General features: G+C 35.8%; 11 protein-coding genes. 3 read left to right on the top strand and 8 right to left on the bottom strand.

Annotated features, from left to right (window positions below):
• Positions 1-74 precede the first annotated feature (74 nt).
• A complete protein-coding gene (locus ACFCT9_RS09850; RefSeq protein ID WP_213017850.1) occupies positions 75-854 on the top strand; it encodes a hypothetical protein in 780 nt (259 codons plus the stop codon).
• Positions 855-1,056: 202 nt separating this feature from the next.
• Positions 1,057-1,191 (top strand): hypothetical protein, encoded by a 135-nt coding sequence (locus ACFCT9_RS09845; protein WP_412518983.1) that lies wholly within the window; start codon positions 1,057-1,059, stop codon positions 1,189-1,191.
• A 135-nt stretch (positions 1,192-1,326) separates the two neighbouring features.
• On the opposite strand, the gene ACFCT9_RS09840 is transcribed toward ACFCT9_RS09845, so the two are convergent.
• The 5 genes from ACFCT9_RS09840 to ACFCT9_RS09820 form a co-directional block, all read right to left on the bottom strand.
• A complete protein-coding gene (locus tag ACFCT9_RS09840; RefSeq protein ID WP_412518981.1) occupies positions 1,327-2,511 on the bottom strand; it encodes a thiolase family protein in 1,185 nt (394 codons plus the stop codon).
• A 29-nt stretch (positions 2,512-2,540) separates the two neighbouring features.
• Positions 2,541-4,802, bottom strand: a complete 2,262-nt coding sequence (locus ACFCT9_RS09835) for a 3-hydroxyacyl-CoA dehydrogenase/enoyl-CoA hydratase family protein (protein WP_412518979.1) — start codon at positions 4,800-4,802, stop codon at positions 2,541-2,543.
• A gap of 48 nt (positions 4,803-4,850) precedes the next feature.
• Entirely contained in the window at positions 4,851-6,059 is a 1,209-nt protein-coding gene (locus ACFCT9_RS09830) for an acyl-CoA dehydrogenase family protein (RefSeq protein WP_412518977.1), read from the bottom strand.
• 71 nt (positions 6,060-6,130) lie between these two features.
• On the bottom strand, positions 6,131-7,648 hold the full coding sequence (locus ACFCT9_RS09825) for a class I adenylate-forming enzyme family protein (RefSeq protein WP_412518975.1): 1,518 nt from the start codon (positions 7,646-7,648) through the stop codon (positions 6,131-6,133).
• A gap of 29 nt (positions 7,649-7,677) precedes the next feature.
• Positions 7,678-9,234, bottom strand: coding sequence for a CoA-transferase (locus tag ACFCT9_RS09820; RefSeq protein WP_412518974.1), 1,557 nt, complete (start codon positions 9,232-9,234; stop codon positions 7,678-7,680).
• 374 nt (positions 9,235-9,608) lie between these two features.
• Here ACFCT9_RS09820 and ACFCT9_RS09815 point away from each other — a divergent pair, with 374 nt between their 5' ends.
• Complete coding sequence (locus tag ACFCT9_RS09815) at positions 9,609-10,976, top strand: trypsin-like serine peptidase (RefSeq protein ID WP_412518972.1); 1,368 nt, start codon at positions 9,609-9,611, stop codon at positions 10,974-10,976.
• Between the two features lie 199 nt (positions 10,977-11,175).
• Here the strand turns inward: ACFCT9_RS09815 and ACFCT9_RS09810 are convergent, their stop codons facing one another.
• The 3 genes from ACFCT9_RS09810 to ACFCT9_RS09800 all read right to left on the bottom strand — a co-directional run bounded on the left by ACFCT9_RS09810 (position 11,176) and on the right by ACFCT9_RS09800 (position 15,121).
• Positions 11,176-12,864, bottom strand: a complete 1,689-nt coding sequence (locus tag ACFCT9_RS09810) for a DUF262 domain-containing protein (RefSeq protein ID WP_412518970.1) — start codon at positions 12,862-12,864, stop codon at positions 11,176-11,178.
• 606 nt (positions 12,865-13,470) lie between these two features.
• Positions 13,471-14,355, bottom strand: coding sequence for a DMT family transporter (locus ACFCT9_RS09805; protein WP_412518968.1), 885 nt, complete (start codon positions 14,353-14,355; stop codon positions 13,471-13,473).
• Positions 14,345-15,121: a 2OG-Fe dioxygenase family protein gene (locus tag ACFCT9_RS09800; RefSeq protein WP_412518966.1), complete on the bottom strand. Its 777-nt coding sequence runs from the start codon at positions 15,119-15,121 to the stop codon at positions 14,345-14,347. The genes ACFCT9_RS09805 and ACFCT9_RS09800 overlap by 11 nt, the downstream gene beginning before the upstream one ends.
• Positions 15,122-15,184: the final 63 nt, after the last annotated feature.

Below are 15,184 nucleotides of genomic sequence, written 5' to 3'. Positions count from 1 at the left end.
TATATTGTATTTTACAGAGTGGGATTTATATTTAAAAAATATTATTTGTATCTTAATAAGGAGGTTTAATTGTGATGAATTCTATAAATCTAATGACTCATTACAAAAAATTCAAAAAGGATATTGAAGAAAGGTTTTCAATACCGTTACATTATGTGATTTTTGGTATTTTACTTATTATGTGGTTTTTGAATATTCCGATTGACAAATTAATAAGTTTTATAGATGAAGAGTTTAAATTTAAAATATTATATGCATTTTCTTTAGTGTATAATCATATATTATTATGTACATTAATTATTTTTTTCTTGATTTTTATTATTATTATAATTTTCGATAAGCTTAATATGAATAGATTTGTCCCACCAGATAAAGAATATGTAGATGGAACTAAGGGCTCTATTAATTACATGTCTGCAATTAATAGACTTATTAATATATATATTTCAATATTTACAAAGTATTGGATTTATTACTTTCTCGCCCTAGTACTTATTAATAATGGCAAGTTTATATATTTAAACGAAACATCAATTTACTTAAATAATATTTTAATGATTTTTAATATCATATTATTATTTCTTCATATTATAAGATCTATTTTTGTCTTGAAAATGCCTGTTGATGATTTACTATTTCGGATCAATCAACATGATTTAGAAGAGTATTATAATATATTAAATGAAAAAAATGGATATGTAATTGTGAAGCCAGAATATAGAAAAATGACAAACTACTATTTATTAAAAATAGACGATAGGTATAATGATAGCAAATTTTATAAAGTAATTAATAGGTCCAAAAGTCTTGATGAAATTATATATAATTTTGATTATTTAACCAACAATCTTTAGTTTTGATTGCAAGATGGAACTAAACTGATTAAAAAAATAGTAATTGTAAGAATTTTTTGGACGTATTATATAGTTATAGGAGAGTCTGAGTATTTTTAGAAACCGCATCACTATCTGATACGCAGAAGCTTATCATAAGTGATACGGTTTTAAGTTATAAACTCAAGTGTATGAGGTGTTTGATATTTAAATAGAGATGATTATGATGCTTGAACTTGATTCGGAAAGTAATAAGAAGGTTGTAAGTTATCTTGCATTAGAAGGCATGACGCTTACTAAAGAGCAAAAACAATCACTTTTAGGTGCTATCAACAATAAAGAAGAAAATAATAATTGAACTGGAATAATGAAAAACTAAGCAGAGTTGAGAATTTATGATCTCAATTCTGTTTTTGCTATATTTACTTTTATTAAAAGTTTATCCACAGAAAAAAAGCGAACCGCAAATGCAGTCCGCTTCATCCCCAATCATCTATCTCACATATTCAAATATTCCTGCAGCACCCATTCCTGCGCCAATACACATAGAGACCATGCCGTATTTTGTTTCTGGTCGTTTCTTCATTTCTGAGAGTAAGCGTGCTGTTAAAATAGCACCAGTTGCTCCGAGAGGGTGGCCTAAGGAAATGGCGCCTCCGTTCACATTGGTAATTTCAGTATTTAAGTTTGTTTCTCTGATAGACGCAAGGGTTTGTGAGGCAAAGGCTTCGTTTAACTCAATTAAGTCCATATCATCTAGTGTTAGATTAGTAAGAGATAATACTTCTGGAATGGCATAAGCAGGACCTATACCCATAACTTTCGGATCGACACCGACCGCTTTAAAGCCGACGAATTTTGCGATAGGTGTAACGCCTAAGGCCTTCACTTTCTCTCCTGACATTAAGACCACAAATCCTGTCCCATCTGAGATAGGTGCAGAAGTTCCTGCAGTGACAGTCCCGTCTCTTTTAAAGACTGTCGGTAATGTGGCTAATACTTCCTCGTTTGTATCAGGTCGAATAAATTCATCTTGATCGAATAGCTTTTGACTGACTTTAGGACCTTGTTCTGTATAGGAAACGGTATTGACTTCAATCGGAATAATTTCATCATCGAATTTGCCTTCAGATTGTGCTTGTGCAGCACGGCGATGGCTTTCGACAGCGTATTGATCTTGGTCTTCTCTAGATACTTGGTATTGTTCTGCGACGTTTTCTGCTGTTAGTCCCATTGGATAAGACACCCCGACGTCTTCATTTTGGAGTGTAGGATTGTTCGTCGGTTCATTACCGCCCATAGGCACAGCGCCCATGAATTCAATACCGCCTGCAACTAGCACGTCACCTTGACCGGCTATAATTTCATTTGCGGCTGTCGCAATGGTTTGAAGTCCTGAAGAACAATAACGATTTACAGTCTGACCAGGTACTGTATCTGGCAATCCTGCACGTAGTGCGATAGTACGTGCGGTATTCATGCCTTGTAAGCCTTCTGGGAATGCACAACCGACAATCACATCTTCTACCATGTCAGGTTTGAAATCCCCGTCTACACGTTCTAAGACACCTTTTAATACTTTTGCGGCAACATCATCTGGTCTTTCATGGACGAAAGCGCCACGCTTTGCTTTGGCGACTGCGGAACGTCCATAAGCTACAATATATGCTTCTCTCATGCTCATCACCCTTCCTTAATCAATTCACTTTAATTACGTAATGGTTTTCCTGTTTCAAGCATGTGACTGATACGTTCATAAGTCTTTTCTGTTTTTAAGAGTTCAATGAAGTTCGCTTTTTCTAATGTTTGAATATAACGCTGATTCACGAATGTATTGCGTGGTAAGTCGCCACCAGCTAACACTGTCGCAATACGCAATGCGATATTGTAATCGTGCGGACTGATGAAATGGCCCTTAACTTGAGCATCTAGTTGGCCTTCTGCATTCGCTTTAAAGTCTTCACCTAATGCAATATATTGACGCTTAGGTGTTGGAATGTAGTTCGTTTCTGCTTCGTACTGTGCACGTTTCAATGCGATTTCAACACGCTTTTCTTTATTGAAAATCACAGTGTCTGTCTCACGTAAATAACCTAAGCGGATTGCTTCATACGCATTTGTAGAAACTTTCGCAAATCCAATATTCATCAATACTTTAGACATACTAGCTTGTTTGTCATCTGCTTTATGTGACGTACTTAAGATACGGTCTGCCATTTCAGCTAAGCCGCCGCCGCTTGGTAATAAACCAACGCCAGCTTCAACTAATCCGATATACGTTTCACTTGCGGCTACGACAAATGGAGAGTATAGGACAAGTTCACAACCGCCGCCTAAAGCACGGCCATGTACTGCAGTGACAATAGGTTTCAAACTGTATTTTAAACGGTTGAACGTATAATGCAGCTTTTCAATGGCCTCTGAAATTTCTTCATCAATTCTATCTTCTTCATAAGCTTGTTTCATTTGGTAGAGATTCGCACCGACACTGAAGTTATTGCCATCAGCATAAATGACCATACTAGAATAATCTTCTTGTTCTAAGAGGTCTATCGCTTCAGCTAAGTCATCATTGAAGTCATTGGAAATGACATTGTTTTTACTTTGCAGCTTCAATAACAGCTGATTACCATTAGCAATAGAGAGTTTTGAATCTTGGTGATTCCAAATCTCAGAATCTATAAATTCTGAAACAGGTGTGACATTTTCGATACTCTCATCTTCTTGGTAGAAGTGATCTGTGATGTCATCAATCCAATCTGGTAAGTCTCCAAGTTCATCTTCCATACGTGTCTTCACGCGGTTGAATCCCATTAAATCCCAAAGTTGGAATGGACCGAGTTTCCAATTGAATCCCCATACTAAAGCACGGTCGATATCTCTGAAATCTTTAGTGGCTTTAGGAACATTTTGTGCCGCATAGTAAAAGTTATTGCGCAACGTTTCCCATAAGAATTGTCCTGCTGGATCATCCGCTTCAAAAATCACATCTAAATTATGCTTCAAATCCTTATTGAACTTTGCCAGGATAGGCAATTTAGGCGTTTCAACCGGAAGATAATCACCTGATTCTGGATCAAAGACAAGACGCTGTTTCTTCTCTTTATCTTTTTTATAGAATCCTTGTTTGGTTTTACGTCCTAATGCACCTGCCTCATATAATGTTTGAGGCAACTTCGCTTCTTTGAAGTAGGGTGCTTCTTCTGGTACTTGTTGTAAGCCGTTAATCACAGATACAGCGATATCTAGTCCCACTAAATCAGTTAAGGCGTAAGTACCTGTTTTAGGACGCCCGATAGCCTTACCTGTCAGCGCATCCACTTCTGGAATGGAAAATCCTTGTTGTTCTGCACGATACATCACGTCATTCATAGAATGCGTTCCAACACGGTTTGCGACAAAGCCTGGCACATCATTTGCGATGACAACACCTTTACCTAAAACATCTTGCGCAAAAGCGCTGACTTCCTCAATCGCTTGCTTACGTGTCGTTTCACCTGGTATGACTTCAACCAGCTTCATAATGCGTGGCGGGTTAAAGAAATGAAGACCGAAGAAACGGGCTTTATCTTCTGCATTAAATGTTTGAGCAATCGCATTGATTGGAATACCTGAGGTGTTCGTTGCGAATAACGCATCAGACTTCGCATATTCAGTTACGGCTTGCCACACTTGGTGTTTGATTGCTAAGTCTTCTTTGACGGCTTCCAGGTATAAATCAGCATCATCATGTTCTAAATCGTCATGAAAGTTACCGTACGTTAAATGATCGGCCGACTCTAAGTTAAAGAGTAGGGGACGCTTTTTATCTGTAATTGTTTCATAGGCTTTTCTTGAAATTTTATTCGGATCATTTTCATCTATTACAATATCTAAGAGTTTGACTTTTAAGCCTGCATTGACGAGCATTGCGGCAAGTTGGGCACCCATTGTGCCAGCACCTAAGACTGTTACTTTTCTGATTGTCATAATGCATTCCTCCTGTTTAAAGTGATTTACTTTATTCAACTGCACGTATTAGACAAAGGCTGATTCTCCAGTTAAAGCACGACCAATCACTAACGCATTGATTTCGTGTGTGCCTTCATAAGTGTAGACAGCTTCTGCGTCTGAGAAGAAGCGGGCAATATCATATTCACCAGCGAGAATACCGTTACCGCCTGTAATACCGCGGCCCATTGCGGCTGATTCTCTAAAGCGCAACGCATTCATCATCTTCGCGGCAGATGTCGCAACTTCATCATATTCTCCGTGCTCTTGCATGCGCGCAAGTTCTGCACACATTGCCATTGCTTGTGCGAGGTTCCCTTGTATTAGCGCAATCTTTTCTTGTACGAGCTGATATTGGCTGATAGGACGACCGAATTGTTTACGTTGTTTCACATAATCCAAAGTCGCACGTAATGTACCAGCAATACCGCCTGTTGCCATATAGGCAACACCTGCACGTGTTGAGTAAAGAATCTTCGCGATATCTTTAAAGCTGTTAATATTTTGGAGGCGATCTGCTTCACTGACTTCAACATCTTTTAATGTGATTAAGGCATTCGGCACGATACGCAAGGCGATTTTATGTTGTAAGACTTCAATATCAACGCCTGCTTGTTCTGGACGTACAACAAAGCATGCAGGTTTGCCTGTTTCTTTGTTGATTGCGAATACTGGCATAACATCTGCGACATTCGCACCGCCAATCCACTTCTTAGAGCCATTAATAATCCATTTATCACCGTGTTTTTCGGCTACTGTTTCTAAACCGCCTGCTACATCGGAACCATGATCAGGTTCTGTGAGTGCGAAGCAAGTACGTAATTCATGTGATTGTAATTTTGGAACGTATTTTGCGACTTGTTCTTTACTGCCTCCGAATAAGAAACTGTTATGACCTAAACCTTGATGGACACCTAATAATGTGACGAGTGAAACATCAAAGCGTGCGAGTACGTAAGACATAAAGAATTGGAAGAGTTGACTTGTCGTTTTCGCATTTTCTCGTCCCTCAAAAAGCAAAGGGTTAGAGAAGTATTGTAATTTCCCCATGTCTTCAAAGAACCCTTCTGGGATGGTTGCTTCTGTCCAGTGTTGATTAATGTCTTTGCGATACTTGCTTTCTAATAAGTCATCTAATTGTTTTAAGAATTGGACTTCTCCCTCTGTTAATCCCTTTGAAATGTTCATAATGTCTTCTGGAAATAGTTCTTTTAACACTTGTTCTTTATTGCTCATAGTAAAATCCCCCTTAGTTTGAAGAGCAGCTGCATGACTGATTGTAGTGTGCAGTGTCTCTTGTTTAATTTTTACTGATTCGCTTTTAATTGTGCTTCTGCTATTTCATTCATCATTTCTGAGATTTTGATTTTGTCTGGCTTCTGAGTCGTATTTAAAGGCATAGTATCAACAGATTTATAAAGCTTTGGCACTTTATAAGCTGCTAATGTTTCTCTCATATGAGCATCTAATTGTGCTTCAAAATCAGATGGTTGTTCGCGTAGAATTACAGCTGCTCCTATTGATTCTCCAAATTTTGGATCATTGTAGCCGACAACGACACAACGATCGACAAGCGGATGTTGTGCGAGCACTGTTTCAACTTCAGAAGGCAAGACGTTTTCACCGCCTGTAATGATGAGTTCTTTCTTGCGGTCTACGATATAAATGTCGCCATCTTCATCCTGTTTAGCTAAGTCACCGGTTAATAAATAACCATCTTGAATGATTTCGGCTGTTTTATCTGGTTTATTCCAATAACCGGGTGTGATATTTCGGGCTTTCACTGAGAGCTCACCGATTTCACCTGGTGCTACATCATTGTGGTCATCATCTAAGATACGTGCATCCACAAACATGACGGCTTTACCGATACTCATCGGTTTAACACGCGCATTATCTGGTGTATTAACTACAACCAGCGGCGCTTCGGTTAAACCATAGCCGTTGATGATGTTAATACCGTATTGTTTGAAAGCTTCTTGAATACTAGGAAGTGGGTGAGAACCGCCTTGAATGACATACTTAATAGCCCTGAAATCTTCAGGGTTGAAGTTGTCTTGACGAATGGTGCTGTAATACATCGTTGGAATTAAGATGAGGAAGTCTGGCTGATAGGTCGAAATGAATTCATTCAACATTTGACCTTCAAAGTAACGTTGAATCACCAATGTAGAACCGGCCATCATAGCAGGAAGGACCGTATCATTCAGTCCTAATACATGAAACATAGGTGTCGCAATAATGGTTGTGAAATCTGAGTTGAGGCGATAAGTGAGTTGAATATTGGCACCGTTATTCATAAAGGACTCATATGAGAACATGACACCTTTAGGGTCACCTGTTGTGCCGCTTGTATAAATCAGTGCCGCAATATCATCTGGTTCTACTGAAACAGATTTAAATGCGTGCGGATGTTCTGGGTTGACCACATCATCATAGGCTTTGGAGTCAATATCCATATGAAGTAGATGCGGGTCAACCATTGATAGTGAAGAGACATGTTTTTTGGCATAAAAGAGCAGTTTTAAGCCTGAATCTTGTATAATTTTGTCGATTTCTTTCGGATTTAGGCGCCAGTTTAACGGTAAGAAAATAATACCTGTTTTAAATGAAGCGGCCATTAAGTCAAGAATTGCGACATCATTAGGCGCAAAGATACCGACAACATCTCCACGCTGCATACCTTGTTCAATCAAATGGTTGGCTAAGTTTTCGGCACGAATATTTAATTCTTGATAGGACCATTCTGTGCCTTTAAATGGGTCGATAATTGCAGGTTTTTCTTCATCAAAGTCTGATCTTGTTTTAATCCAATCGAAATTCATAGGTAGAACCCCCTTTGTTTATCTACGAACTACTGAATTGATTGTGTTAATAATCCCCATTGTGCATTGTAAATCGTAGGATCTATGGTTTTCACATCTTTAGCAATTAAAGGTCTGAATCCCATTTGTGCAATGACATCTTGTTCTAAATTAAGACCAGGTGCTATTTCAATCAGGGTTAAACCCTCATCTCTCAATTCAAAAACAGCACGATCTGTTACGATGAATACTTCTTGCTGTATCGTTTTGGCGTAAGCTGCATTAAAGTCGATATGACTGACTTTTTGAACAAACTTTTGTGCCGTACCTTGGTGTTCGACTTCTAAATGACCATCCACAATATTTAGTTGACTTCTAGCAACTAATTGACCAGAAAAAATAATACGCTGAACGGATTGGCTGATGTCGATAAAACCGCCGCATCCATTCATTTTTTGACCAAAGTAGGAGACGTTGACGTTTCCGTATTGATCAATCTCTGCGAAACTGAGACAAGCAATTGAAATACCTCCGTTATAAATAAAGTCCCACGTTTGGTCATGGCGCATGCGAAAATCAACATCCGCATTCATACCAAAATGTTTACCGCTGCCAAGAAACCCTCCGAAAATACCAATATCTTGTATAGGTTGAACAAGATGTTCTGCTTGTTCTTCGTATAACAGATTAGAGAGTTCGTTGTTGATACCAAAACCAATACTAATCGTATCGCCCTTAGTTAAAAACTGTGCCGTACGACGTAAAATCGTTTTGCGTGTATTGAACGGCAGTGGCAAATCGATAGGTTGTGTCATTGGTGCTTCTCCTGAATACACAGGGTCATAATAAGTCTGTATAAGTTGTCGATGGTGTTTAGATGCACCGGCAACATAGACATAATCGACAAGTGAACCAGGTATAAAGACGTGATTAGGGTTTACTTTTGGACGTTTTATAATTGATTTCACTTGAACAATGACAGTACCACGGTTGGACTTTGTATTAAGCGCAATGCTGTAGGCTTCAGTTAAATAAGCTTCTTCTGTGACATAGATATTGCTATCTTCATCTGCATAAGTTCCGCGTAAAAAGGCAACATCTACGGCAGGTAAATGATAATGCAAGTAAGTTTCATCTTGAATGTTGACCAGTGATACGAGGTCTTTAATCGTACGCTGATTGATACGCCCACCTTGATATCTTGGATCTACATGTGTGTGTAAGCCAATTTTTGTGATAACCCCAGGTTGAAGGGTGTTCGTTTGGCGATAATGCGTCGCAATCATACCTTGTGGCAGAAAATAAGCTTCCAACTCATTATTACGAATCGCTTCAGCTGTTTTAGGTGAGGCTGTCATGATACTCATGATGATACGTGAAACCATGCCTCGTTCAACAAAATCATCCAAATCAGGTTCTAGCCCTAAACTGCTGATGTCGTTTGCAAGGATGAAGGTTAAATCTTTGGGTGAACCTGTTTCGTCATAGGTTTCTAGCAAATTACGTAAAAGTTCTGCGGCAAGGTTAGAGACAGATAAGCCGGCTACCCCGATAGTTTGGCCATCTGACACGATCTGTTTTAAATCTTGCCATGTGATTTGCTCCATAAAAAGACCCCTTTTCTTTTTATTTTACAACTCCCCTTTATCGATAATGTAAACCCTTACACAGAAATATAACACAGGACCAAAAAATGTGAAAATAAAAAGTGTTTAAATTCTGAAAATTGTTTTAATTTAAAAGCCGCATCGATTGAGAACACAAGGATTGAAAGATTTAGAGTAACTTTACACAAAGGTGTGACTTATCCAAAAGTTTGCGCATATGAGATTTTACAGTTGTTCTAAGGTAATGTTTGTTTAGTTGAAAATTATCAACTAAATGCTTAAAAATACATTGCTATACCAAGTTAAAAAAGTTATGCTTATGAGGAAATAAGAGTGTACCCATTTCATAGATAGAAATAAGGGGATGAGGTCTGATGAAACAAGGATTCTCAATGGGTAAATATGTATACAGTATTTTATTAATTTTAATGCTGGTGGGTTGTATATTAGTGCTTCAAAATAGCAGTGTATATGCATCAGAAATGAATCAAAAAGTAGAGGAACAAGTTGATCAAAACAATCTGAAAGCAACACCTCCAACAACAAATCAACAAGTAACGGTAAAACCTCAAGCAGTACCAACAAAAGCGGTACAAAAGACATCAATCGTACCAAATAAAATACCAAAAAAGTCATCTAAAGTTATCACAACACAGAATAAGCAAGTAATGTCACCGGTTAAAACACAACCCGTCAAAGCAACCAAAACAGTTGCCAAAAGTATTCAACAAACGAAGGATAAACCAGTTTATACAAGCCCAAAAGGTATCAAGCCACAACACTTAGCAAGTACAGTTAAAAAGGCTAAACCTACAGCTAAGACTGTAAGTAAGAAAAAGGCAACGGTTGTTTCTAAGAAGAAAACTATAGCCGTTCCAACGAAACCGAAACCAAAACCAAAACCTGTACCGAAAGTTGCGCCAAAAGCAACGGTAAGTAATTATTATAATCAAGCGCCAAACCTTTGGCCAAAAGGAATACCAGGAAGTGAGAATGTTCGAGACTTCGGTCAGACTACCTATGCTTCAGGCATTAATGATGCATTAAAAATTATGAAGGCGTCTGGTAATAAAGGTGTAACGATTAACCATACAACAGCTAAAGCAGCGAACATTGCGACGGTATTTAATTACAATCCAACGACTCAAAAACTGACTTATGGGACAGGTACCGCGATTGGAAAACATACAATTTTAACTGCGAATCATGTCGTGAATGATTCACAAGCAGGTAAACCGATGACGCCGTCAAAAACACAAAACCTTAGAATTGATTTATTAAGAGAGGGTTCAAAAGTAGCACGTACAGTTAATGTGACAGGTATTAAAATGCTTCAATATGGAGATGTCGCATTGTTATATACAAATGAAGATTTATCTCAATATATGACAGTACGTAAAATCGCACCAGAAGCATCTATCACAAACATTAAAGCGAATTCGCCAATTCAGATGTACCATTATGGTTTGCCTGCTGGAACATTTAAAAATGATCCAATGGGTACGATGTACTACTCAACAGGTAAATATTCTATGATGGCACGCAATGTGAATCCTGTCGGCTATTATCAAATGATGGCTGAACCTGGTTCTTCAGGCGGCGCAGTATTAAACAGTAAAAATGAAGTATTAGGTGTACATGCATTCAGAATTGCTTCTGGAGAATATCAAACGTACAACTTAAATACGATGGCAGAGTTAAGAGGAAAACTACGTCAAGAAGTCATTAAGAATATCAAATAAATGTAATGGGAATTTTGATTCTAATAAATGTCTTTTAAGCTATGAACAATATGAAATTGTTTGTAGCTTTTTTAATTATAGACGGATTATGAATTATTGTGTATGCGTAATGAAAGAGAATTATAAAAGCCCCATATCTTTGCTGTTAAAGGCTTTACAGCAAAGATATGGAGCAGTTTTTTAGTTAGGCCAATTGAAATTAATTCTTTTTCCAAATCTGTATAATTTTATTCGCTAAATACTTAGTTCTATCTTCGATTTCTTTTTTTCCCCAAGAATCATTATCAGCAATTTCGTGGTTTTGAGAGATTTTACTCTCTTTTAATAAGACTCTCTTTTCAAAGAACTCTTTGTTTCCAAGAGAAGAATTCTTTTTACCAAGAATTAATGTAAGATTCCCAAGAGAATTAATATAATCGTCTAAGGTTTTCTTATCAAAGATTTTTAACCATGTACTTTCCTCTTTTGGATTTTGAGGTAGAATATGTTCTAAGTTTACATACTGCGTATTACTATTAACAATGATTTCATTATCAGTATCAAGATCATAGATTGTTTTGAGAATATATCTTATTTTTTTACCATCACTTTTTGATATGCGTAGTTGCTTAGCATACTGTATTGTTTGGTTATCTGAAATGATTTTATTTTGTAAGTCTGAAATGATGGATGAGGTAATATTTTTATTGCTTTCGTATATCTTTTTCGCTAAATCAGGGTAAAAGTTTTCGAGTTTATTAGGGCTGACATTTGCAATAAAAATATTTCTGATTTGAATGGTTAAACATACTTGTAAAACTTGATTAATATCCTTTAAATTATAACGCTTTAGATTCATCGCTAAAATAACTGGTCTATATTGTATAGCTTTAAAAATCTTTAAGCTTTCTACTAATTTAATATAATCTAATAAATCATTTTCTGAGTCATTTGGATTTTTACGTTGTTCAGGCTCATGAAGCTCAAAAAAGTACTTAGATACATTTTTCATATCCTCCAATAATTCTCGCACAGCGTGAGGATTTTTTAGTTTTTTTAATCTTTCAATGGTTTCATAAACCTTTTGATTAGATGTTTTACCGTTATAAATTGAGATAAATTGTGTTAAAAACTTTTTCTTGTCTAATAAATCTGTATTGGCTTCAATTTCATTCCAGTATCTAGAGGTTTCACTTTCAGATATCTGTTTCACACATTCATTTTTTAAAACATAAAAATCTACTAATTTTTTTCCGGTATTATTCAGTGTTTCAAACATTTGATTAGCAATGTCTTCGTTAGGTGTCTCTAATATGATTACATACATTTTCTCGGTCATATTTTCAATAATTAGTGGCAAATCTGTTACAGTCAGCCGGTTTTTTTCAACATAATCATTAATCAATTTTTTTAAATGATCATAATTAGATTTCAAGTACTTTTCATGATCTGAAATATTGATATCTATGCTTTCTTGATTATCAATAATATAGTTTTCAAAAAATTCATTTGTTTCATTTTTGTTGAAAATGATTTTAGTATTGTTCGCTGAATTATGTCTCCAATCATCTTTTTTTATAAATTCTTCTTTCAATTTATTAGCGGTAGAGACATCACCCATTTTACTGATTTTATCGATAATTGCACATATAAATAATAAAAGTGTAACGGTTCTTTGTTGGCCATCGTAAATATTTTGATGATCATCTTCTAGATAGATGGTTATAAAGTTTAAGATATGTTGTTCTTTATCGCCTTGATGAATAGCAATTATGTCATTAAAAAGTCTCTCAACTTGTGAATTACTCCATTCATAAGGTCTTTGAGTATAAGGAATGTTAAACTTTCCGTTTGATAGCAGTAAATACTCATTTAATTTTTTGTCATCAGCTTTTAGTAAAGAATCCATATTACACCTCTTTATGCGAATTGTATTTCGTTATTTTAATTGTATAAATACAATCAAAGAAGATCAAGAATCTTTGCTGCATTTAAATATATTTTCAATTTGTACACAAAATAATATTTAAATGCGTTAAATCTAATTGGTGGTTAACATAGAAATATTTAGTTGATGATTTTTAGTAACTGCATGATTTTGGTGATTATTAACAATTTAATTAAAACTGAACAACTTCACGCAAAACAATATGAATTAGATATAATAGAGAAGGGAGTACCGAAGAAACACTCAGTCTAATGAGGATGGTTATTAAGGGAACTCAGAAAGGAATTCTCTATTCATGAACACTACTTTAACAGTTGTCATCATTGGTTTCACCATATTTTTCTCAACAATGATTAGTAGTACGATTATTAAGAAGTTTTTCAACACACTCTCATGGCCAGCAAAGATGATTTTGAATTTTGTGTTATTTTTTACTCTTTACGCCACAACATTCGCGATAATTTACTATTTGATTTGGCATTTATAGATTCATAGAAAGTGAAAGAGATTAAGCAATGTCACTTGGCTTAATCTCTTTTTAATTTATTTATTAAGGTAAAGTGTCATTTACTTTAAATCAAGTTCATCTTCTGAATAAGCAGATGTAATTGCGACACCTACTAAGGTCACAATCCCGCCTAAAATCGCAATGAGTGTAGGGATTTCACCTAACATCAAATAAGCTAATAGTAAGGAAACTGCTGGCGTTAAATAAAGTGAAATCGTCGCATCAGATACACCTATTTTTTGGATCGTATAGGCTAATGCGATATAAGGCAATACTGTTGGAAAAATGCCTAAGTACAAGACAGCTATCATTGTGTTTATATGTGCATGTTGTAATTCGTGAAAACTATTAGGTAGAAATAAAGTCATGAATAAAGCTCCGGAAACAATCGTATAAATAGTTAAAGGCATGAAGCCATACTTGTCTAACAGCTGCTTTTGAAAAGAAAAATAAATACTTTCTCCTAATGATGCTAATAATATAAGCACAACACCAAGTAGCGCAGCTGCACGTTGATCTCCATTTCCCAAAGATATTAATGCGACACCGATAAAAGCGATTATGGAGCCTAACCATGCCAATTTTGAAAATTTCTCTTTTAAAAAGAAAGTTGCAAGCAAGGCAGAAAAAATCGGTGTTGTAGATACGATTAAGCTTGCGACACCTGCACTTACGTAGTATTCTCCAATACTTAATGCCACATGATATACAGTAAAGCCACAAAATCCTAATAATAAGATAAAAGGAATATCTTTGATATGTGGAAATGCTATTTTCTTTATGATACCAACTATACATAAAATAATTGCCGCAATGAACAACCTTAATGCAGATAAATCTTCGGCTTTAAAATCTTGTAATGCTAATTTAATAGCAGGAAATGCTGAAGCCCATAATAAAATCGTAATGCCAAATGAGAAGTAAATGGATTTATTATATTTCATATGATTCCCCATTACTTAATATCAATGTTGGCTGATAATCTAACAAGAGTAAGGAAAAAATAGTAGGGGTGTGATTGCATTTCTTATTGATAGGGCTTACGTAATGACTGACTGCTGAATCATCAACACCATAAGACTCTAAAGGCTGAGAGATTTCGAAGGTTTCTATTATATTTTTATCAGCAATATCTTCAGGTTTATTTCCAGCAGCACTTGGCACAGCAATAACATTTGTGCCTCCGATAACATTTGTGCGTTCAATTAAATGTGCAAAAGTAAAAGGCTCTCCATCTTGATGTAAACAATCTGGAGAAGATACAGCTTTGTCTCCTTCGTTTTCTACAAAAAGTTTTACGAAGTGGACACCGACATGAATCGGTAGTATTTTATCTTCTTCATTCCAAAATGTTTCTTTATAGTCAGCTAAGATAATTTTATTTAATAATTTATTATTTTTAATTTTACTATCTAGTGCATGAAATTCTCTATAAGCACCCGGGTGTTCAGGGTTGAATTTACCTTGGAAGTAAGCTGAGTATTCTTCATTATCTTTCTTTAAGGTAGGCAGCCAAAATATTTCCATTGTACCTGGCAGAATGATGGCTCTAGAATATTGTCTGTATCGATTTAAACCTAAAGCATAAGTATCTTCAGGTAAATTTTCAAAGCTGTTTAGCAATTCCTTATAATCATAATCAATACCTTCGTATTGTAAGTCTTGCATCAAATTATACTTTGCATAGCCTCTTTCCTTAATTTTACTCATATTGAATCCCCCTAATTTTAATATGTTTTCATATTAGGGAATATAGATTACAATGAGTACAAC

The sequence above is a fragment of the Staphylococcus simulans genome (assembly GCF_047037175.1).
In the GTDB taxonomy this organism is placed as follows: domain Bacteria; phylum Bacillota; class Bacilli; order Staphylococcales; family Staphylococcaceae; genus Staphylococcus; species Staphylococcus simulans_C.
This window is presented reverse-complemented; position numbering and strand designations above follow the sequence as displayed.

Coding starts and splice junctions, on each gene's coding strand:
- ACFCT9_RS09835 (WP_412518979.1), bottom strand. CDS start 4,802: ATGACAATCAGAAAAGTAACAGTCTTAGGTGCTGGCACAATGGGTGCC.
- ACFCT9_RS09800 (WP_412518966.1), bottom strand. CDS start 15,121: ATGAGTAAAATTAAGGAAAGAGGCTATGCAAAGTATAATTTGATGCAA.
- ACFCT9_RS09805 (WP_412518968.1), bottom strand. CDS start 14,355: ATGAAATATAATAAATCCATTTACTTCTCATTTGGCATTACGATTTTA.
- ACFCT9_RS09815 (WP_412518972.1), top strand. CDS start 9,609: ATGAAACAAGGATTCTCAATGGGTAAATATGTATACAGTATTTTATTA.
- ACFCT9_RS09810 (WP_412518970.1), bottom strand. CDS start 12,864: ATGGATTCTTTACTAAAAGCTGATGACAAAAAATTAAATGAGTATTTA.
- ACFCT9_RS09845 (WP_412518983.1), top strand. CDS start 1,057: ATGATGCTTGAACTTGATTCGGAAAGTAATAAGAAGGTTGTAAGTTAT.
- ACFCT9_RS09830 (WP_412518977.1), bottom strand. CDS start 6,059: ATGAGCAATAAAGAACAAGTGTTAAAAGAACTATTTCCAGAAGACATT.
- ACFCT9_RS09825 (WP_412518975.1), bottom strand. CDS start 7,648: ATGAATTTCGATTGGATTAAAACAAGATCAGACTTTGATGAAGAAAAA.
- ACFCT9_RS09850 (WP_213017850.1), top strand. CDS start 75: ATGAATTCTATAAATCTAATGACTCATTACAAAAAATTCAAAAAGGAT.
- ACFCT9_RS09840 (WP_412518981.1), bottom strand. CDS start 2,511: ATGAGAGAAGCATATATTGTAGCTTATGGACGTTCCGCAGTCGCCAAA.
- ACFCT9_RS09820 (WP_412518974.1), bottom strand. CDS start 9,234: ATGGAGCAAATCACATGGCAAGATTTAAAACAGATCGTGTCAGATGGC.